20 protein-coding genes are annotated in these 19,773 nt (G+C 71.8%); 10 read left to right on the forward strand and 10 right to left on the reverse strand.

The window, feature by feature from the left end:
* Positions 1 to 44 precede the first annotated feature (44 nt).
* Both ACFOYY_RS03785 and ACFOYY_RS03790 read right to left on the reverse strand, forming a co-directional pair.
* A complete protein-coding gene (locus tag ACFOYY_RS03785; RefSeq protein WP_386187854.1) occupies positions 45 to 1,832 on the reverse strand; it encodes a sensor histidine kinase in 1,788 nt (595 codons plus the stop codon).
* Positions 1,829 to 2,515 carry a response regulator transcription factor gene (locus ACFOYY_RS03790; protein WP_352011934.1) on the reverse strand — a complete coding sequence of 229 codons (687 nt, stop codon included), beginning with the start codon at positions 2,513 to 2,515 and terminating at the stop codon, positions 1,829 to 1,831. The genes ACFOYY_RS03785 and ACFOYY_RS03790 overlap by 4 nt, the downstream gene beginning before the upstream one ends.
* A 90-nt stretch (positions 2,516 to 2,605) precedes the next feature.
* Here ACFOYY_RS03790 and ACFOYY_RS03795 point away from each other — a divergent pair, with 90 nt between their 5' ends.
* From ACFOYY_RS03795 to ACFOYY_RS03805, 3 genes are all read left to right on the forward strand, one after another.
* The gene (locus ACFOYY_RS03795) at positions 2,606 to 3,382 is read left to right on the forward strand and encodes a L,D-transpeptidase (RefSeq protein WP_386187858.1); all 777 of its coding nucleotides are present in this window, start codon (positions 2,606 to 2,608) and stop codon (positions 3,380 to 3,382) included.
* 30 nt (positions 3,383 to 3,412) lie between these two features.
* Positions 3,413 to 3,676, forward strand: a complete 264-nt coding sequence (locus ACFOYY_RS03800; protein WP_362776106.1) for a hypothetical protein — start codon at positions 3,413 to 3,415, stop codon at positions 3,674 to 3,676.
* A gap of 183 nt (positions 3,677 to 3,859) precedes the next feature.
* Positions 3,860 to 4,903 carry a hypothetical protein gene (locus ACFOYY_RS03805; RefSeq protein WP_386187861.1) on the forward strand — a complete coding sequence of 348 codons (1,044 nt, stop codon included), beginning with the start codon at positions 3,860 to 3,862 and terminating at the stop codon, positions 4,901 to 4,903.
* Positions 4,904 to 4,949: 46 nt separating this feature from the next.
* Here the strand turns inward: ACFOYY_RS03805 and ACFOYY_RS03810 are convergent, their stop codons facing one another.
* Positions 4,950 to 6,254, reverse strand: coding sequence for a M14 family zinc carboxypeptidase (locus ACFOYY_RS03810; protein WP_386187863.1), 1,305 nt, complete (start codon positions 6,252 to 6,254; stop codon positions 4,950 to 4,952).
* Between the two features lie 81 nt (positions 6,255 to 6,335).
* On the opposite strand from ACFOYY_RS03810, the gene ACFOYY_RS03815 reads away from it, so the two are divergent.
* Entirely contained in the window at positions 6,336 to 6,947 is a 612-nt protein-coding gene (locus ACFOYY_RS03815; RefSeq protein ID WP_362911712.1) for a TetR/AcrR family transcriptional regulator, read from the forward strand.
* A 62-nt stretch (positions 6,948 to 7,009) separates the two neighbouring features.
* Positions 7,010 to 8,434 (forward strand): MFS transporter, encoded by a 1,425-nt coding sequence (locus ACFOYY_RS03820; RefSeq protein ID WP_362776099.1) that lies wholly within the window; start codon positions 7,010 to 7,012, stop codon positions 8,432 to 8,434.
* Positions 8,435 to 8,526: 92 nt separating this feature from the next.
* Here the strand turns inward: ACFOYY_RS03820 and pruA are convergent, their stop codons facing one another.
* Together pruA and ACFOYY_RS03830 are read right to left on the reverse strand one after the other, a co-directional pair.
* Positions 8,527 to 10,152: an L-glutamate gamma-semialdehyde dehydrogenase gene (pruA, locus tag ACFOYY_RS03825; RefSeq protein ID WP_362912139.1), complete on the reverse strand. Its 1,626-nt coding sequence runs from the start codon at positions 10,150 to 10,152 to the stop codon at positions 8,527 to 8,529.
* Positions 10,152 to 11,078, reverse strand: a complete 927-nt coding sequence (locus tag ACFOYY_RS03830; protein ID WP_352011942.1) for a proline dehydrogenase family protein — start codon at positions 11,076 to 11,078, stop codon at positions 10,152 to 10,154. The genes pruA and ACFOYY_RS03830 overlap by 1 nt, the downstream gene beginning before the upstream one ends.
* A gap of 93 nt (positions 11,079 to 11,171) precedes the next feature.
* On the opposite strand from ACFOYY_RS03830, the gene ACFOYY_RS03835 reads away from it, so the two are divergent.
* The gene (locus ACFOYY_RS03835; protein ID WP_386187869.1) at positions 11,172 to 12,239 is read left to right on the forward strand and encodes a PucR family transcriptional regulator; all 1,068 of its coding nucleotides are present in this window, start codon (positions 11,172 to 11,174) and stop codon (positions 12,237 to 12,239) included.
* A 74-nt stretch (positions 12,240 to 12,313) separates the two neighbouring features.
* Here the strand turns inward: ACFOYY_RS03835 and ACFOYY_RS03840 are convergent, their stop codons facing one another.
* Positions 12,314 to 12,778 (reverse strand): MarR family winged helix-turn-helix transcriptional regulator, encoded by a 465-nt coding sequence (locus tag ACFOYY_RS03840; protein ID WP_352011944.1) that lies wholly within the window; start codon positions 12,776 to 12,778, stop codon positions 12,314 to 12,316.
* 57 nt (positions 12,779 to 12,835) lie between these two features.
* On the opposite strand from ACFOYY_RS03840, the gene ACFOYY_RS03845 reads away from it, so the two are divergent.
* Entirely contained in the window at positions 12,836 to 13,252 is a 417-nt protein-coding gene (locus tag ACFOYY_RS03845) for a glyoxalase/bleomycin resistance/extradiol dioxygenase family protein (protein WP_386187873.1), read from the forward strand.
* 10 nt (positions 13,253 to 13,262) lie between these two features.
* Here the strand turns inward: ACFOYY_RS03845 and ACFOYY_RS03850 are convergent, their stop codons facing one another.
* The 3 genes from ACFOYY_RS03850 to ACFOYY_RS03860 form a co-directional block, all read right to left on the reverse strand.
* A complete protein-coding gene (locus tag ACFOYY_RS03850; protein WP_386187876.1) occupies positions 13,263 to 13,880 on the reverse strand; it encodes an FMN-binding negative transcriptional regulator in 618 nt (205 codons plus the stop codon).
* A 94-nt stretch (positions 13,881 to 13,974) separates the two neighbouring features.
* Positions 13,975 to 15,126 carry a glycosyltransferase gene (locus tag ACFOYY_RS03855; RefSeq protein ID WP_352011947.1) on the reverse strand — a complete coding sequence of 384 codons (1,152 nt, stop codon included), beginning with the start codon at positions 15,124 to 15,126 and terminating at the stop codon, positions 13,975 to 13,977.
* 148 nt (positions 15,127 to 15,274) lie between these two features.
* Entirely contained in the window at positions 15,275 to 17,134 is a 1,860-nt protein-coding gene (locus ACFOYY_RS03860) for a SpoIIE family protein phosphatase (protein WP_386187880.1), read from the reverse strand.
* Between the two features lie 133 nt (positions 17,135 to 17,267).
* Here ACFOYY_RS03860 and ACFOYY_RS03865 point away from each other — a divergent pair, with 133 nt between their 5' ends.
* Positions 17,268 to 17,972, forward strand: a complete 705-nt coding sequence (locus tag ACFOYY_RS03865) for an ANTAR domain-containing response regulator (RefSeq protein WP_352011949.1) — start codon at positions 17,268 to 17,270, stop codon at positions 17,970 to 17,972.
* 30 nt (positions 17,973 to 18,002) lie between these two features.
* Here the strand turns inward: ACFOYY_RS03865 and ACFOYY_RS03870 are convergent, their stop codons facing one another.
* On the reverse strand, positions 18,003 to 18,374 hold the full coding sequence (locus tag ACFOYY_RS03870; protein ID WP_352011950.1) for an STAS domain-containing protein: 372 nt from the start codon (positions 18,372 to 18,374) through the stop codon (positions 18,003 to 18,005).
* Positions 18,375 to 18,565: 191 nt separating this feature from the next.
* Between ACFOYY_RS03870 and ACFOYY_RS03875 the strand changes: the two genes are divergently transcribed.
* A complete protein-coding gene (locus tag ACFOYY_RS03875; protein ID WP_386187884.1) occupies positions 18,566 to 19,342 on the forward strand; it encodes a SigB/SigF/SigG family RNA polymerase sigma factor in 777 nt (258 codons plus the stop codon).
* Between the two features lie 121 nt (positions 19,343 to 19,463).
* Positions 19,464 to 19,773: ATP-binding protein (locus ACFOYY_RS03880; protein WP_386187887.1), on the forward strand; the 310-nt coding region annotated here is incomplete at its 3' end.

Here is a 19,773-nt window from a genome sequence, read left to right on the forward strand (position 1 = left end):
ATCCGGGAGCCACGGGCGCCGCGTACGCCCCCGGCGGCGCGGCGTCACCGCGACGGAAGACGCAGGGCGAACGTCGTGCGGACGCCCGGCACGCTGGCGACCGTGGCCGTGCCGCCGTGCGCCTCGGCCAGGTTGCGCACGATGGCCAGTCCGAGCCCGCTGCCGCCGGTCTGGCGGTTACGGGACTTCTCCGCCCGCCAGAACCGGTCGAAGACATGGGGGAGGTGCTCGGCGCCGATCCCGATCCCCGTGTCGGTCACCTCGACGACGACCTGGTCGCCGTCCTGACGGGCGCCCAGCGTGATGTGCCCGCCACGTGGGGTGTAGCGCAGGGAGTTGGTCACCAGGTTGCCGACGGCCTGGCGGAGCCGTACCGGATCGGCGGTCAGCGGGGGGTCGCCGGTGACCGTCGTGGTCAGCGTGAGCCCGGCGGCCTCGGCCCGGCCACGGTGGGCGGTGGCCACCTGGTCGAGAAGGTCGCCGAGGTGGACGGGCTCGACGTGCAGACGGAGTTTGCCCGCGTCGGCGAGGGCGAGCTCCTGGAGGTCGTCGACGATGTGCTGCAACAGCAGGGTCTCCTCGACCAGTGAGGCGATCAGTGCGGGGTCCAGCTCGGCGACGCCGTCCTGGGCGGCCTCCAGCCAGCCTCTGAGGTTGCTCAGCGGTGTGCGCAACTCGTGGGAGACGTCGCTGACCATGGCCTTGCGCTGCTCCTCCATGTGCTGGAGGTGTTCCGACATCTCGTTGAACGCCGTGGCGAGCTCGCTGATCTCGCCGGTGGTCCTGACCGTGACGCGGGCGGAGCTGTCCCCGTCGCGCATCCGCTGCGCGGCGTGGGTGAGCGCGTTGACCGGTCTGACCAGGCGTCTGGCCGCCATGACGCTCACGCCCACGGTCAGCACGAGCACGAGGAGGGCGGCACCGGCGATCGAGGGCAGCGGGATGCGCTGGCCGGAGCCCTCGGCGGGGGAGCCGATGTACAGGTACGCCGCGGGGGCGACGTAGGGATCGAGCTGTTGCCTGCGGGCGGTGACGATGCAGGAGGAGATCGTCTGGTCGGGTTCGGCGGCCGGCTGTCTCTCCTGGGAGACCCAGGTGAGGTCGAGGCCGACCGAGCCCTTTTCCCCGCTCTTGCCCTTGAGACACCTGCCGACCAGGAGGTTGAGCTGTTTCAGCGCGGCCTTCTCGCTGCGCGTCGGCCTGCTGAGGGCGGTGGCGTCGCAGGGGCCCATCACGGTGGGAGCCTCGGTCGGGGCCGGTCTCGGCGCCGGGGTCGGCTCCCGACCGCCCCCCTGGCCGAGCGGCGTGACGACGGGCCTGCCGGAGTTCGAGACGTCCACCCGTACGGCCTGCCCGGTGCGGCCCGCGCAGGCGGCGTAGGTGTCGGCGGCCTTCCTCAGCCGGGCGCGATCACGGGCCGACAGCAGGAAAGGACCCACCGCGCGTGGGTCGATACGGTCCTTGGCCGCCTCCGGTACCAGGGTCACGTCCACGGCCAGCGGGTCGACGACGGCCGAGACCCTGGCGGGCAGCGCGGTCCCGGTGGCCGCCGAGTCCGCGATGAGGGCGCCGTTCTCGGTGACCAGCGCGATACGGCGGTTGTTCTGGGCGGCGAGGTCGCGCAGGGTCGTGGCGACGCCCGACCAGTCCGAGTGACGGGAGGCGTAACCGAGAAGGCTGTTGTTGATCCGGGCGTCGCTGGCCAGCGTCTGGCCCTGCTCCTGCCGGATGGCGCCGGAGGTGCTGCTGGCGGCCAGCCACGCGGTCGCCGTGATCGAGCAGACCGCGACGACGGCGGAACTCGTGAGCAACCTGGCGAACAACGACCTCATGCGCGGGTCAGTTTGTAGCCGACGCCGTACACGGTCAGCAGCCGGACCGGGCGGCGCGGGTCAGGCTCGATCTTCTTGCGCAGGTTCATCACGTGCACGTCGACCGTGCGTTCGGTGATGAACCTGTCGAAGCCGTGGATGCGCTCAAGCAGCTGCTTCCTGGTGAACACCCGCTCCGGCTCGGCGGCCAGCGTCTCGATGATCCGGAACTCGACGGGTGTGCAGTCCACCGGTGTGTCCGCCGAGGTGACGACGTGCCTGACCGGGTCCACGAGGAGGTCGCCCGCCTGGAACACCTGCCGGTCGGCGCCGTGGGACCTCCCGGTGCGGCGCAGCAGGGTCCGCACGCGGGCCATCAGCTCACGCGGGCTGTACGGCTTGGCGACGTAGTCGTCGGCGCCGAGGTCGAGTCCCAGCAGCAGGTCGTCCTCGGTCGACCTGGCGGTCAGCATCAGGATCGGCAGGTCGGACTCGGCACGCAGCACCCGGCAGACGTCCAGCCCGTCGACCTTCGGCATCATCACGTCGAGCACCACGAGGCCGGGATCCGTCCGCCGTGCCTCGTCGATGGCGGAACGACCGTCGTGCACGACGAGGACCTCGTGGCCCTCCTGCTCCAGATACCGGCTGAGCAGTTCGGCCTGCTTGGGGTCGTCCTCGGCGACCAGCACGTACGCGCACATGGGCTGAGGTTATGCCCCTGCCGGGGGTGCATATGGGATTCGCATGACAACCAAACAGGTTTCACACATTCTCTCGCCAGGCTGCGGCAGGTGAGAACCAACCTGCTTCGCACGGCCGCCGCGGCGGCACTCGCCTTCCTGCTGACCGGCTGCGCGGGCGACACGAGCAGCGCCGTACGGCCGGAAACGGCGGGTGGCGTGAGCCGTGCCACACGGTCCGAGCCGATGGGCGACGTGAGCCGTGCCACACGGCCCGGACCGGCGGGCGGTGTCAGCTCGAAGATCGCGAGCGTCAGGGGATCCCGGATCACGGTCTACGGAGCCAAGGAGGGGGCGCGGACGAGGACGATCACGAGCCCCAACGACTACGGCGTGACGCGTGTCTTCCTGGTGGAACGTGACGAGGGCAAGTGGCTCCAGGTACTGCTGCCGATCCGGCCGAACGGCAGCAAGGGCTGGATCAAGGCCGCCGACGTGACGCTCGCGGAGACCGCCCACCGGGTGGAGATCGATCGCGGGGCGTTCGGGTTCACGGTCTACGACGGGGACAGGGCCGTCAGGACGGGCAGGGTCGCGACGGGCGAAGCGGGCACACCGACGCCGCCGGGCCGGTACTTCCTCACCGAGCTGGTGAGGCCCGTCGACCAGGACGGGGCCTACGGCGCCTACGCCTTCGGGCTGAGCGGCTTCTCACCGGTGCTGAGGAGCTTCGCGGGAGGCCCGGGGCAGCTCGCGATCCACGGGACGAACAAGCCCTCGGCCATCGGTACGCGGGCCAGTCACGGCTGCGTCCGGGTCAGCGACGACGACATCACCTGGATGGCGAAGAACCTGGCGATCGGTACTCCGGTCGTCGTACGGGGCTGAGGCCCGACTCGAAATGAACAGGGGAAACCTATGAAGATCAAAGCCATGCTCGTCGGCATCGGCGCGGCGCTGGCCCTGACCGCGGGTCTCGGGGGCCTCGCGGGCACGGCCGCGGCCGACCAGAAGCCGTCCGTCACGTCCGCCCCGGCACCGGCCAAGGAGCGGCCCACGTCCGCCCCGGTACCGGCCGAGGACCGGCCCACGGCGGCTCCGGTGCCCGCCGACGAACGGCCCTCGGTCAGGAAGGCCGGTCCGCAGGAGCCCGTCGTCGTCAGGCCGTCCTACACCGGCTGACCGAAGCGCGGCGCCGCAGCCACCGGGCCGGCGGCGCCGCGCCCCGGCGTCCGCGGGTCCCGCCGCTGACCCGGCGGCGCCGCCGTACCCTCCCCGGCAGGCCCGACGCGGGCCCTCGCCGTCCGGTCGCGCCCCGTCGGCATGCAACTTTTCTCCAGGAATGCGCGTCTCACCCTTATGGGATTGTTGTTTCGCGGCACCGCTGCAGTCGTCGCCCTCTTCGTCGCCGCGGAGCCGGCCGCCGCCCACGCCGTGGCGCCGGCCGGACAGTGGAGTGTCGTCCACGACGACCGCCGCGCCTCCTACGACGCGGTGACGGTGACGCCGGGCGGGGCGGTCTGGGTCGCCGGGACGAGAGGCTCGGAGCAGCTCCTGCTGAAGGGCGGCCGGTCCGCCTTCAAACGTGTCACCGGGCCGGGCTTCCGGGTGAAGCGGCTGGCGTCGGCCTCCGACACCAGGGTCTGGGCGTTCGGCGCGTCGCGATACGCCCGGTGGGACGGCAGGCGCTGGCAGGTCAGGCCGTGGAGCCACGGCCGGGTGGACCGGGCCTACTCCATCGGGGAGAACCTGTGGGTCGTCGAGAACACCAACGTGTTCCCGAAGGCCGGCGCCGCCGGGTGGAAGGCGCGGTCCACACTGCGGCGCCTGGCCGGGTCGGTGTGGCGTAAGGTCCCCACGCCGATCGTGGTCAAGGGACTCGACGGCTCGTGGGCGGCGGGCTCGGCGCGGGGCACGGCGGCTCTGGCCCACTGGACCGGTAAGGCCTGGCGCGCGGTCGAGCTTCCTGCGCTCCCGACCGCGCGTCCGGGTCAGATCTCGGAGCTGACGGATGTCGCGATGGACGGCGAGACCGGCCGGGTGATGGCCGTCGGCTGGGCCGCCTGGCCGTGCGGCGGTGCGAAGTTCTGCGGGGAGACCCTGCTGCTGTCCGGCTACCCGGGCAGCTGGAACTTCGAGGTCCGTGGCGAACCGGGCATCCAGCCGCGCGCCCAGGCCGAGCCCGACGGCAGAGGCGGGGCCTGGGTCGTCTACGACGACAAGGGCGGAGGCAGCGCGTTCCTGCACATCGGCGTCGACGGCGTCGAGCCGGGCGTCTTCCCGGCGCCGCCGAACCGGAACGCGTCCGTCCGCGACCTCGCGATCCAGCTGGAGAGCGGCGGTTCCGGCTGGGCGGTCGGCGCGGCGCCCTCCGGCCGTGACGGCCTGATCTGGGCCTACCGCCGCTGAGCTTCTCGTACCGGCCGGCGGCCCGGAGGGGACTCCGGGCCGCCGGTCACCTCGCCGACTCCGCCGCGAGCAGGGCCGCCCCGAGCTGTACGGCGACCAGCGCGCGGATCGGGATCGGGGTGGCCGTCGCGTCGGCTTCGGCCTCGGTGAACCAGGCGTCGAAGAGCGCCTTCACGCGGGCGCGCTCGGCCCGGATGGCAGGGGTCACGTTTCCCGCGGCGATCTCGGCGTCCAGCAGGCGCAGGCACGTTCCGCCGTACCTCAGCCGCATGCTGTGCGCGACCTGCCGGCTGCCGACCACCTCGGCCACCGTGGCGGGCCGGTCCGCGCCGGGCAAGGAGTTCCACTCGGAGAGGAAGTCCTCGTAGGTGTCGAGGAAGTCCTGCAGGGCGCGGCGGAACGGTGAGTGCACCGTCAGGTCCGCCCTGACCGCCGACATGGACCGCGCCAGCTCGGTGATCAGTGCCCGCTGCGCGGTGAGACCGGCCTGGAGCGTCTCGCCGTACCCCTGGCCGGTCGGGGTCTCGTCGGCGACGCGGGGGTCGGCCCAGTAGGGCAGCTCGGTCACCAGGTGCAGGGCGCCGAAGCGTTCGGCGTAGTCGACGCTTCCGCCGCCGATGCCGTAGACCGGCCCCAGGTCGGCGCCTCTGGGGGTCCGGTAGGCGGCGGGGCCGATCGGGACGGCACTCGGCACCTCGGGCGGCCCCATGTGCAGGGGCAGTCCCTGGGCGGTCGCGATGGCGGTCAGGCGGGCGGCGAGCGCGGGGTCGTCCTTGCTGAGGTAGTAGAACGCGCCCTGGAGCTCACCGTTGTGCAGGGAGTAGACGAAGGTGGGCCTGACCTCGTCCATCAGCCGCATCAGCGCCTCGGTCTCGGGCAGCGTGCGGTCGAAGAAGTAGTCCTCGCCGGTCAGCGGGAAGGTCCACTCGACCTGGTCGGCCTCGGCGGGGCGGTAGAAGTGCTCGGCGTAGGCGCGGCGGTCGCTCGGCCGGGTGTACCAGCCCTCGTTGAGCCGGGCCCCGTCGGGGTCGACACACGGGATGAGGTGCCAGCGGTAGCCGAGGCCCTCGCGCAGTGAGGCGTCCTCGACGAGCTGGCGCAGCAGGTTGCTGACGGTGAGCGAGCCGATGGGCTCGTTGGGGTGGGGGCCGCCGATGATCACGGCATCGTGGGGGCCGGAGCCGACGGTCGCCACACGCAGCGGTTCACCCAGGCGGGAGGTGCCGATGCGGCGCAGCCGTACCAGGTCGGGGTGGGCGGCGGCGAGCTCGTCGAGTTCGGCGTGCATCCGGTCCACGGTCGGGAACGCGGTGTAGTCGGGCACCCGGCTCATGTACAGGTCGACGTTCATCTTCGGCCTCCTGATAATCTGGATTATTCTAGTAAACCAGATTATTGTTTGCCGGACAGCAGACGAGGAGAGGTCGACGCCATGCGGCTGACCAGGGCGGAGAGCAAGGCGGCAAACAGGCGCGCGCTGATCGACGCGGCGCGTGAGGTCGTCGGGAAGGAGGGCTCACAGGCGAAGCTGGAGCACATCGCCGAGCTGGCCGGCCTGACGACGGGGGCGGTCTACTCGCTGTTCGGCGGCAAGAACGACCTGATGGTCGCCATGGTCGAGGACTACACCGGCCCGCTCGACCTGCGGCAGATCGAGGCCTGCGGCCCGGGGCTGTCACTGGAGGAGGTCGTGGCGGAGGTCGCCCGCCGGTTCCAGCGGATGTCGGCCGATCCGGACGCCGTGGGAAAGCTGCTGTTCGAGACGCGCGTGCTCGACCTCGTGCTCAACGACCCGGAGCTGCTGGGCAAACTCAACGCCTCGATCAGGTCGACCGAGGTCGGCCTCGCCGCGCTGTTCACCGGCCGCGGGCACGACGGGGCACCTGTCACGGAGAAGCAGGCCGTGCGCCTGGCCCGTGCGCTCAAGGGCCTGCTGTCCGGGCTCGGGCAGAGCGTCGTGCTCGGTGTCCACGAAGGCTCCGAGGAGTTCTTCGTCGACGTCGCGCACGCCCTGATCACGCCGAAGGTGCTCGGGCCCGCCTAGCCGGGCCGCGGGTCGGGGAACGCGCGGCCTACACCAACCCCCCCCACCCGAAAGGCACGACCATGTCCCGATCCGGCTTTGGCATCATCGGCGCGCCGGTGTTGTTCATCGGCGTCTTCCAGTTGCTGGAGATGATGCTGTCGCCGGCCCTCCCGCTCATCCAGCGGGAGCTGGCCGCCTCACCCACCGAGATCGCGTGGATCTTCACGGGCGGGCTGATCAGCTCGGCGATCAGCACCCCGATCGTCGGCCGCCTGGCCGACACCTACGACAAACGCGCCCTGCTGCTCACCCTGATGGCGGTCACCGGCGCCGGAGCCCTCGTCTCCGCGCTGGCGCCCAACGCGCTCGTGCTGATCTGCGGCCAGGCGGTGCAGGGCGTCTGGCTCGGCGTGCTGCCGCTGACCGTCGGCCTGTTCCGCGACACCCTCGCACCCGAGCAGGGCGCCACCGGCAACGGCCTGGTCATCGGCGTCGGAGCCCTGGCCAGCGCGCTCGGCCTCGTCCTCGCCGGGCCGCTCACCTCGGCGCTGGGCTACCGGTGGCTGTTCCTGCTGACCCTGGCCGGTGCGCTGGTGGCGGCGCTGTGGGCCTGGCGCACGGTACCCGCCACACCCCGCGCGGCCTCCGGGAGCGTCGACTGGGCGGGCGGGTTGCTGCTCGGCGGCGGGCTCGCCCTGCTCATGCTGGGCCTCACCACCTCCGCGAGCTGGGGCTGGGCGGCCCCCGCCACCGTTGCCCTGCTCGCGGCCGCGGTGCTGACGCTGGGCCTGTGGGCGGCCGTCGAGCTCCGCTCCGGCGACCCGCTCGTGGATCTGAGGCTGCTGGCCGGGCGTTCTCCGGCCGGGGTGACCGCGATGGGGTTCGTGTTCGGCTTCTCCTCCTTCGGGCTGGCGGTCGCGCTGCCGATGATGTTGTCGCTGCCCGTGGAGACCGGCTACGGCCTGGGCGCCGACACCCTGCGGATCGGTCTGTACATGTTCCCGCTGGGCGTCGCGGGCACCCTGGTCGCGCCGCTGGTCGGGCCGATGACCAGGTTGCTCGGGCGGCGCGCCGTGCTGGTGCTCGGAAGCGGGCTCGTCCCGGCGGGCACCGCCATGCTCGCCTTCTGGCACGCCTCCCCGTGGCAGATCGTGGCCGGGGTGACGGTCGTGGGACTGGGCGTCTCCATCGGTCTCACCTCCGCGCTCAACGTCGTGGCCGCCGACGTGCCCGCCGACCGGGCGGCCGGGGTCAGCGGCGTGGTCTTCGTCGCCAAGAGCGTCGGCGGCACCTTCGGGGCGCAGCTCGGCGGCATGGTGCTGGCGTCAGGCGCCGTCGCGGGGGTCCCCGCGGAGAGCGGTTTCCTCAAGACCTACCTGCTCTCCGCGCTGCTCGGCCTGCTCGCCGTCGGCGCGGCCCTGGTGATCCCCGCCGCCGCGCGGCACACCCGGGACGGCCACCCGGATCCGGGTCCGACGGCGAAGGCCGCCGCCCCCCGGGGATGAGAACCTCGCAACGGCCGCCTGCGGGCTTACGAGGACGAAGACGGCGCCCGGGACTCGGATGGTGGGTCCCGGGCGCCGTCTCGTGTGAAAGGTCAGCCCTGGTGCGGGTAACGGTGGTCGGTCGGGGGGACGAAGGTCTCCTTGATCGTGCGGGCGTTCACCCAGCGGATCAGGTTGAAGATCGACCCGGCCTTGTCGTTGGTGCCCGAGGCACGGGCGCCGCCGAAGGGCTGCTGGCCGACGACCGCCCCGGTCGGCTTGTCGTTGACGTAGAAGTTGCCCGCCGCGAAGCGCAGGCGCTCGGAGGCAGAGGCGATCGCGTAGCGGTCCTGGGCGATGACCGAACCGGTCAGCGCGTACGGCGAGACGCTCTCCATCTGGTCGAGGACCGTGTCGAAGTCGGCGTCGTCGTAGACGTGCACGCCGAGGATCGGCCCGAAGTACTCCTTGACGAAGATCTCGTCGGTCGGGTCGCCGGAGACCAGAACGGTCGGCTTGACGAAGTAGCCGGTCGAGTCGTCGTAGGAGCCGGTCAGCACCTCGATCGAGTCGAGTTCGCGGGCCCGGTCGATCGCGGCCTTGTGCTTGGCGAAGGCCCGCTCGTCGATGACCGCGCCCATGAAGGTGGACAGGTCGGCGGCCACGTCGCCGATGGTCAGCGACTCGGCCCTGCCGACGAGGTCGTCACGGATGGCCGCCCAGACGGACCGGGGGACGTAGGCGCGCGAGGCCGCCGAGCACTTCTGCCCCTGATACTCGAAGGCGCCCCTGACCAGCGCGGTGGTCAGCACCGCCGGGTCGGCGGAGGGGTGAGCGAGCACGAAGTCCTTGCCGCCGGTCTCGCCGACCAGCCGGGGGTAGGACCGGTAGGAGGCGATGTTGGTGCCGACCGTCGCCCACAGGTGCTGGAAGGTCGCGGTCGAGCCGGTGAAGTGGATGCCCGCCAGCTGCGGGTGGGTGGTCGCGACCTCGGAGACGGCGGAGCCGTTGCCGGTCACCATGTTGATGACGCCGGGGGGCAGGCCCGCCTCCTCCAGCAGGCGCATGGTGAAGTGCGCGGCGAACTGCTGGGTGGGGGAGGGCTTCCAGACGACGACGTTGCCCATCAGGGCGGCCGACGTCGGCAGGTTCCCGGCGATGGCGGTGAAGTTGAACGGCGTGATGGCCAGGACGAAGCCCTCAAGCGGGCGGTACTCCATCCGGTTCCACACCCCGGGCGAGGAGGCGGGCTGGTCGCTGTAGAGCTGACGCGCGTAGGCCACGTTGAAGCGCAGGAAGTCGATCAGCTCGCACGCCGAGTCGATCTCGGCCTGCTGGACCGACTTCGACTGGCCGAGGATCGTGGCGCCGTTGAGCGTCTTGCGGTACGGCCCGGCCAGCAGGTCGGCCGCCTTGAGGAAGATCGCGGCCCGCTCGTCGAACGACAGGGCCCGCCAGGCGGGAGCGGCGGCCAGCGCGGCGTCGATCGCGGCCCGCACGTCGTCGGCGGTCGCCTCAGCCGTACGGCCGAGCACCGAGGCGTGGTTGTGCGGCTGGACCACGTCGAGGAGGGCGCCACCGCCCATCCGCTGCTCGCCGCCGATCGTCATGGTCAGGTCGAGCTGGGCCCCGGTCAGCTCCTTGAGGCGGTTCTCCAGTGCGGAGCGTTCCGGGCTTCCCGGGGCGTAGCCGAGGACGGGCTCGTTGACCGGTGCCGGGACGTTGGAGATGGCATCCATCATTTGCCTCCAAGGGCGCGAAGGAAGAAGGCGATGTTGGCCGGGCGTTCGGCGAGGCGGCGCATGAAGTAGCCGTACCAGTCGTCGCCGTAGGGAACGTAGACGCGCATGGTGTGCCCGGCGCCGGCCAGGGCCTGCTGCTTGTCGGTGCGGATGCCGTAGAGCATCTGGTACTCGTAGCCGCCCCGGGAGCGGCCGAAGCGGTCGGCGAGCGTCTCGGTGATCGAGATCAGCCGGTCGTCGTGCGTGGCCACCATGGGGTATCCCTGCCCGGCCATCAGGATCCGAAGACAGCGGACGTAGGCCTTGTCGACCTCGCCCTTGTCCTGGTGGGCCACCGAGGCGGGCTCGGCGTAGGCGCCCTTGACCAGACGGACCCGCGACCCCTCGTGGGACAGGTCGCGGCAGTCGTCCTCGGTGCGGAACAGGTAGGCCTGCAGGGCGACCCCCGTGGACGGGAAGTCCCCGCGCACCGCCCGCAGGATGGAGAGGGTCGAGTCGACCGTGGTGTGGTCCTCCATGTCGAAGGTCACGCTCGACCCCACGCCCGCCGCGGCCTCACAGATGCGGCGGGCGTTCTCCAGGGCGATCTTGTCACCGTCGGCGCCGAGCGCCTGGCCGACGGCGGAGAGTTTCACGGAGACCTCGGCGCGGGAGCCGAGATCGAGTTCACGCAGCGCGTCGAGCAGCACGACATAGGCGTTGGCGGTCGCGGCCGCGGCGTCGGCGTCCCGGGTCTCCTCGCCGAGATGGTCGATGGTGACGGCGAGATCGGCGTCGGTCAGCCGCCGGATGGCCTTGACGGCCTGCTGGACGTCCTCACCCGCCACGAAGCGGTCGACGACCTTGCGGGTCAGCGGAACGCCGGAGACCGCGCGCCGTACCAGCGGCATCCGCGACCCGGCGAGAAGAAGGGAACCGAGCATGCTTCTAGACTAAAACGGACGTTCCGTCAACCCCATGTGCATCTGCCACGACCGGTGTGATCGTATTTCATACAGATGTACAACAATGGGGGAGTGCTACAGGAGACAGTCGACGAGATCGCCGACCGGGTCGGGGCCTCGGCCACCATCGAGGACCGCTCGCTGCAGCTTCTCGCCTACGCCGCGCAGAGCGGTGACATCGACACGGTCCGCCAGGAGTCGATTCTGCGCCGCCGCGCGACCTCGGAGGTGCGTGCCTACTTCGAGGGGTACGGCATCGCGGGCGCGAAGGGGCCGGTGCGCATCCCCGCCGACGCCGAGCTCGGCGTGCTGGCCAGGGTCTGCGTGCCGCTGCGCTACCACGGTGTGACCTACGGCTACCTGTGGCTGCTCGACGACGGCACCCTCGACGACGGCACGCTCGCCTCGATCTCCGGCCTCGTGGCCCAGGCCGCCGCCACGCTCGCCCAGGACGCCCGCCGCCGTCAGCACCTGGGCAGGAGTCTGCGGGAGCTGTTCTCCTCCGACGCCGAGGAGCGCGCGCAGGCGCTGGCGCGGCTCGACGTGACGGGCCCGGTGACGGCGGTCGCGGTCAGGACCTCGCCCGACCGGGTGGCCGCCCTCTGGACGCTGCCGAGGACCGTGCTCGCCGACCCGGGGCCGCTCACCTCGGGGGAACCCGCCGCCGCCCTGCTCGTCCCCTCGGGCCAGGCGATCGAGCTGGCGTCGAGGGTCCAGGTCATGTACGGCACGGCCGCCGGGGTGGGCGGTTCGCGGGAGGACCCGGCCCAGGCCTGGCGGAGCTGGCAGGAGGCCGTACGGGCGCTCAGGGTCGCCGGGCGGGTGCCCGAGTTCGCCCCGGTCGCGGCCTGGTCCGGGCTGGGCGTCTACCGGATGCTCACCCGCCTGTCCCGGGCCGAACTGGGGGAGCTGGCGGGGGAGGTCACCGGGCTGCTCGGTGATGCGGACGCGGCCAGGACCGTCGAGGGGTACCTCGACCGGGCCGGCCACGTCCAGGAGTCCGCCGCCGCGCTCGGCGTGCACCGCCAGACGCTCTACTACCGTCTGGGCAAGGCCGAGCGGCTCACGGGCCGTGACCTGGCCGACGGGCAGGAACGGCTGCTGGTCCACCTCGCCCTCAAGGCCGCCCACCTGCTCTGAGCCCCGGACCCCGCCCACGGGAGGGCGTCGAGCCGCGACCCTGGACGGCTCGCCCCGCCACCGGGCCGGGCCGCTCACAGGAGGGCGTCGAGGGAGCCCGAGCGCACGTGGCCGTGGAGCAGGCGCAGCAGTGAGGCCCACCGCTCCCGGTCCTCCTCGCCGAGCGGTGCCAGCAGGGCCTCGCGCACCCGCAGTTCCTCCCGGCGGGCGCGTTCGAACACCTCCCGCCCCTCGGGCGTCACGGTGAGCAGGTAGCGGCGGCGGTCGGAGGGGTCGCGTTCCCGTCCGGCCCATCCGGCCGCCACGAGCCGTTCGGCCATGTCCACCATGTCGCTGGGATCGACGCCCAGGAGGGCGCCCGCGGCCCGCTGCACGATGGGTCCGTGGTCGGTCAGGACCGCGAGCACGGCCACGTCCCAGCGGTTCAGGCCCAGCTCGGCGAAGCGTTCCGTCAGCCGTCTGCGCACGGCGAGGGCGAGGTTGGACAGGACGAAGACGTCCTGCTCCAGGAGGCTCTGGGAGAAGGGTGGAACTGTCATGCCCATACCGTAGGATAGTTCCAATCATTGGTAGTTACCAACGAATGAGGCACGACCATGGACGCACTCCATCCGCGACTGCTCGTGGACGACTTCCCCGGGACCTTCCGCTTCTACCGGGGCCTCCTTGAGGGGGTCGCCGGGGCGACCCCGGCCAGGGGTGTGGAGGAGGGTCCCTACGCCAGCTGGGACCTGGACGGGCAGACCCTCCTTTCGCTGTACGACCGCGCGGCGATGGCGGCCGACGTCGGCGCCCCCGCCCCCGCGCCGCGATCCCCGGGGCAGGACGTGACGGTCCTGGTGCTGCGGGTGCCCGCGGGCGAGGGTGTCCTGGAGGCCGCCGCCGAGACCGGTGAGCGCCACGGCGGCACCCTCGTGGCGGCCGCGCGCGCCCTCCCCGGCTGGGGGCCGACACTGCGCGCCGCCCACCTGCGTGACCCCGAGGGCAACCTGGTCGAGCTCCAGTCGTACTGACCGGAGAGGGTCACCCGAGTCCGCGCAGGAGGCGGGCGCGAGCGGGGGCGTCACCGGGGCCGCCCCGCTCGGCCAGCCGCTCGGCGACGTGGCGGCGGTGCGCCTCGTCCACGTTGCCGCCGTACTTGAACTTGCCGACGACCTCCCTGATCCTCAGCCGCAGGCCGAGGATGCCCCTGAGGCGGCGCCCGTGCACGGACGGGTCCACGAGCGCGCCGTCCGCCTCAAGGCGGGCGAGCTGGGCCCTGAGGATCTCCGCCTTCTCCTCCGCGCCGGAGACGATCTCGGCGTCGCAGACGAGCTGGACGGCGGCGTAGTAGGTGGTGGGGACGCCCATGCGGGGGTCCTCCCCGTCCTCGGGCAGGATCTTCCACGCTCCGGGGACGTAGGCCCAGTCGCCGGCGACGGAGAGCACCACGGCGGGGTTCTCCTCGACGGCGGCCCAGATCGGGTTGGGCCTGGCCAGATGGAGCAGGACCGTGCGCTCGCCGGTGAGCAGGAACTGGGTCGGCACGACCACCGGGACCTCACGCCCCCGCCCGGCGGCGATCAGATGGCCGAACTCGTTGGCCCTGACGAACTCCAGCGCCTCGTCCTCGGTCGCCGCGTCCCATGGATGAATCAACATGCGGATAAACGTATGCCTATCCAATGGGCGGGGCAAGAAGGGCCGGGACCCTCCCCCTCCGGAGGTTCCCGGCCCGTGCCGTACGGCGGCGGCCTCAGCGCTGGACGGCCATCGCGTTCTCGTAGACCTGGACCAGCTCCTGGCCGATCCGCTCCCAGGAGTAACGCGAGCGCGCCCGGTCCGCCCCCGCGAAACCGATCGCGGTGCGGCGGGTCGAGTCGGCGAGCAGCTCACGGGTGAGGCGGGCGGCCTGCGCGGGCCGGTCGGCGGGCACCAGCAGCCCGGTCACCCCGTCCACGACCGAGTCCAGGTGGGCGCCGACCGCGGAGGCGACGACCGGGACGCCGCACGCCATGGCCTCGATCGCCACGACCCCGGACGGTGCCTCCCGGGGCAGCGAGACGACCACGTCGGCGCTGCGCATCAGCTTGGGGATCGAGGAGTGCGGCACCTGGCCCAGCAGGGTGACACGGTCCTCGACGCCGACCTCCTTGGCCAGCAGCATCACCCGGTGCGCGTCGGCGTCGTGCTCCAGGTCACCGGCCGGGGACCCGCCCGCGACGACCAGCTCGGCGTCGGGGATCCCCGCCAGCGCGCGCACCGCGGTGTGCACGCCCTTGTACGGGCTCAGCGGCCCCACGTGCAGCAGCCGGGGCCGGGTGCCCCTGGCCGCCGCCGGGCCCTGGCGCCGGAAGCGCTCGACGTCGACGCCGCAGGGGATCACCGCGATGTTGCGGCGCGGCACGCCCATGCGGATCAGCGTCGACTCCTCGTCGCCGCACCCGGCGATCACCACGCTCGCCCGGCGGCCGATCGCCCGCCGCAGCTTGACCTTCCTGGCGTCCTGGCCGTCCTCGCCGCCGAAGGTCTGGGTGAACGGCACGCCGAGGCCGCTGGCCCCGGCGATGGCGGCCAGCCCGCCGGTCCAGGAGTGCGCGTGGATGACGTCGGGGCGGTCCTGGCCCCAGCGCCGCATGAGCTGCTCGCCCAGGTCGGACAGGTAGGGCAGCAGGCCGTCCTCGGGGAGGTCCTGCGCGGGGCCCGCGGGAAGGCACTCCAGCGTGACGCCGGGGGAGAGGCGGACCTTCGGCCTGTCGGCGTCGGAGTGCCTGCGGGTGTAGATCGTGACCTTGTGCTCGCGGCCGAGCTCACGGGCGACGGCCATCAGGTAGGCCCGCTGCGAGGCGAGGTCGTCCTTGCCCTGGGGGGCGGAGGGAGTGTCCGAGGAGACGAATGCGATGTTCACGGCACACCTCTGGGAGGAGATAGGCATGGAAAAGCCTGGAATCCTTCAGGGGTGCCTGCTTCTTAGGCACTCATCTGCGACGCCCATCACCATACCCAACTCCCAGACTCGGGCAAACCTCTGAATTGCCCTGAATTCCATGGGGTTGTCATACGACGCGCAGCGCGAGGATCACGATCTCGTCCCACACCCGGCCGCCGGAGAAGGCATGCCGGTCCTCCTCGACCGCCTTGACCACGGTCGCGGGCGCCTGACCCGCGCAGCGCGCCAGCACGTCCGCCAGACGGGTCTCACCGTAGGCCTCCCCCTGGTCGTTCTGCGAGGCGACCAGCCCGTCGGAGTAGAACACCAGGGTCTGGCCCGAGGTCAGCGTGATCTCCTCGGTGAGGATCTCCGCCTCCGGGGCGATGCCGAGCGGCACGCCTCCTCCCGCGGTGAAACGCACCCCGCCGTCCGCCTGGAGCAACGCCGCCGGGTGGTGCCCGGCCCCGGCCAGCATGATCCTGCGGGCCCTGACGAACCCCGCGACGGCCATCACGAACATCCCGCTGTTCTGCGCGACCAGCGCGTGGTTCAGCCTGCGCATGGCCTCGACGGGGTCGGACTCCCACACGCTCAGCACCCGCAGCCCGTTGCGCACCATGGCGGTGACGGAGGCGGCCTCCTCACCCTTGCCCGCGGCGCCCCCGAGCGCGAAGCCCCACCCGTCCCGCACCGGGAAGACGTCGTAGAACTCGGCGCCGACCGGGCTCGACCCCGCGTGGTAGATCGCCGCCGCCTCGACCCCCGGGATGTCCGGCAGGCTCCTGGGCACCACGCTGGTGCGCAGCGCGTCGGCCGCCTGGGAACGGGTCTGGAAACTGCGCCTGGCGCGCAGCGCGAGCCCCAGGTGAGCGCCGATCTCCTCCATCAGCCCCAGGTCGGCCAGGGAGAACGGCTCGCGGTCGCGCAGCCGTACCAGGGTGAGGGCGCCCAGCGCGCCCGCCTCGCCCTGGATCGGCACGACCAGCAGCGAGGCCGCGCCCATGACCCGCAGCAGCGGCGGTCCGCCGGGGACCTCGCCGAGCAGCGACTCGTCCTCAAGCATCTCGTGGACCACGCCCGAACCCCCGGTCAGCACGTGGGCCACGGTGGGCGCGGCCAGCGGCGTCAGCCCCTCGACGAGGCGGACCAGCTCGGTCACCGGCTTGTCGCTCGGCCCCAGCACGACCGCGCGCCTGGGCACCCCGTCACGGACCACGTCGGCGATCACCCAGTCGGCGGTCTCCGCGGCCAGCAGCCGCGCCGCCCTGGTGACGGTCACCGGCTGACGCAGGCTCTCCTCGTCGAGCAGCAGGCGGGTCATCCTGGCCAGCAGCTCCTGGCGGCGCGCGGCGGCCATGACCAGGGACGCGTCCGAACGGTCGACCGGCCCCGGCGGGCCGCCCGCGACGTGCGCCTCCAGCGGCAGGATCACGACCGCGGTCATCTCCTGCGGCTCGCCGGGCATGGTCAGCCGGATGACCGCCAGCTGCACCGTGTGCGCGCGGCCCTGGTGGGTCAGCCGGGTCTGGAACGTCGCGCTCTGCCCTCCCTGCTGCACGGCCGTCAGGTGCGAGCGGAAGGCCGCCCGCCGCGAGACGTCGACCAGCAGCGGGAAGGACCGGCCGATCAGGTAACCCGCCGGGCTGCCCAGCATCCGCGAGGTCTCCGCGCTGATCCGCCTGACCACCCCCGAGGCGTCGAGCACCACGACCGGCACCGGGAAGGAGCGGAAGACCTGCCGCAGCAGCTTGAGCTCCCGCTGCGAGCCGCTCTCCCGGTCGCCGGAGCGTCTGGGCGCCTTGCGCAGCTCACGCAGGGCCGACTCCAGCAGCTCACGGGCGGTGTCGAGCTCCGCCAGGGCCGCGTCGAGTGTGGACCGGGGGTCGGCGGGGTAGGCGGACCTAGCCTCGCGCAGGGAGGAAACCCTGGAGGCGAGCGCGCTCAGCGCCTGCTCCAGCGTGTTGAGGCCAATGGCGTCGGTCAATGCTCGTCCTCGTCGGCGGCCGGGGACCGGGCGGTCCCGTCGTAGACGGTACGTCACCCGGCGGGGTCGGATCGATGCGCGGTCGGATAGTGATTAAGTTAGCGAAACAGATAGGGGGACCCGCACCATGGACATGGTCACTCCCATTCTCGCCCGTGACCTCGCCGCCCTCGGCAGGGTCAGCGAGGAGACGTCGAGTGAGAGCGTGCTGCGCGGGCTGACCACCACGCTCGCAGGCGGGGTCCCCGGATGTGCGGGCGGCTCAGCCGAGCTGTGGCGGGGGGAACGCGTGGTCGTCTCCGCCTCGCACAGCGAGCTCATCCTGCTGGTCGACAGCGAGGCCGACCTGGGGGAGGGGCCCTCCGCGGAGGTCCGTGAGACCGGCCGCCCGGTGATCGTCCAGGACGTGCTGCGCGACTCCCGCTGGCCCGCCTACGCCGGGATGGCGGTCCGCTGCGGCGTCCGCACCGTGCTGTCCATGCCGATCACCGTCGAGCGCTCCGTCCTGGTCCTCGGCCTGTACGGCGTGCTCCCCGGGGTGTTCGCGGCCAGGAACGTCCCCCCGCTGGCGGACATGCTCGCCGAGCAGGTGACCGTGGCGCTGGCCAACATGTGGGACTACGACGAGGTCAGGACCGACGCGGCGCAGATGCAGGAGGCGCTGGCGGGCCGGGCGGTCATCGACCAGGCCAAGGGCATCATCATGAAGTCCAGTGGCTGCTCGGCCGAGGCCGCCTTCGACGAGCTGCGCCGGATCTCCCAGCACCACCAGGTGAAGGTGGCCGACCTGGCCAGGCTGCTGGTCGAGGAGCACCAGCGCAACCAGCGCTCCTCATGAGGTCCCAGGACCCGCGACGGCGGGGAACCCTCAGCCGAACGCGGCCAGCGCGTCGTCGACCGTGTCGTAGAGCGGCAGCCGCTGGGCCAGCCCGGTGATCCACATCACCTTGGTCTTGGCGTACTCGACGCCGATGAGCGCGAACCTGACCTCGGCGTTCGTGCTGAGCTGCCAGTGATGGACGATCAGGCCGAGGGCGCGGGAGTCCATGAAGGTCACCCCGCTCAGATCAAGCGCCATCTCGGGGCCGTGCTCGCTCACCTCGGCGGCCAGGTAGTCGGCGAACTGGTCCCTGGTCGTCGCGTCGAGCAGGCCGGTCACCCGGATCACGTTGATTCCGCCGACAAGCGCCGACGTCAGGGTCAGCGCCGCCGCTCTCTCACCGTTCTCCGACACCGTCACTCAGGTCCTCCTAGCCCGTTCGATTAGCAACCTTACTGTTACCTGCGGGCGAGCAATACTCCCGGAATCGGGGTAATACTAGAACCGAGGTCCAGCAGAGGGCCTCGCCTTGAGAAACGTCGAGGCGATGCCGTCTGCCCGGACGCTGTTCCGCGTGTGGCGTCGTTCGACAGTCCCACCAGGGAGCAGCGATGTCTGTCCAGGCCCTCGAAATCACCGAGATGACCGCCGAGGATCTCCTCGCCGAGATGGCGCTTCCGGAGGTCTCCGGCTACCGCGCCGAGCGGCTGCGCGAGCGCCTCGTCGAGATGCACCGGCCGCTCGCCATGGAGATCGCCCGCCGCTACCGCTACCGCGGCGAACCGCTCGAAGACCTTCTGCAGGCCGCCTACGTCGGGCTGATGAAGGCGATCAACGGATTCGACCCCGACCTCGGCCACGCCTTCCGCGGCTACGCGGTGGTCACGATGACCGGCGAGGTCAAGCGTCACTTCCGCGACCGCACCTGGGCGATCCGGGTGCCGCGCGTCTACCAGGAGCGCAGGGCCGAGCTGAACCGGCTGGTCGCCGACCTCAGCCAGGACCTCGGCCGTTCCCCGACGGTCGCCGAACTCGCGGCGAAGATGAACATCTCCGAGGAGGACGTCCTGCTCACCCTGGACGCCTCCGCGGCCTACAGCGCGCTGTCGCTGGACGCGCCGCTCGGGGCGGACGACGACGCCGCCGCGCTCGGTGACGTCATCCCCGACCAGGACGACGCCGTGGGCATGCTCGTCGACCGCGAGGCGGTCATGCCGCTGATCGACAAGCTGCCGCCGCGGGAGAAGAACATCCTGCTGCTGCGCTTCTTCGGGAACATGACCCAGGCGGAGATCGCGGCCGAGTTCGGAATCTCCCAGATGCACGTTTCCCGTATCCTGCGGAAGGTTCTGGACCGGCTTCGCGCCGACCTGGTCGCCGAATGCTGAATACACCGGCCCTCATCGGGCACCCAAACCGGCGACGGAGCGATGTGGCATAGGGTGCGGTTGAAATGATCCCCAGGTGCTGAGAAAGACGGCGCGGTGGGACAGGGGAGGCGGATCTCGCGTGAACGAGGACGGTGTTCGTCCGGCTCGCTTTCTGGCGAGCGGCGACCGTTCCCGGCTTCCCCCCGCCGGAGCCCCCGTGGCGGAACTGGCCTTCTGCCTGCCCGACCTGCCCGACGTGCGGGACTTCGCCGCCGTGCAGGCCGTACAGGGCGGGATGGCCCGCGAGAGACTGGCCGACTTCCTCGTGGCGGTGAACGAGGTGGCCACCAACGCCGTCACACACGGTCACCCCACCGCCAAGGCCGTGATGCGGATATGGTCCACGGGCCGCACCCTCGTCGTCGAGGTGCACGACGAGGGGCGGTGGA

This window comes from Streptosporangium jomthongense (assembly GCF_042650425.1).
Classification (GTDB): Bacteria; Actinomycetota; Actinomycetes; order Streptosporangiales; family Streptosporangiaceae; genus Streptosporangium.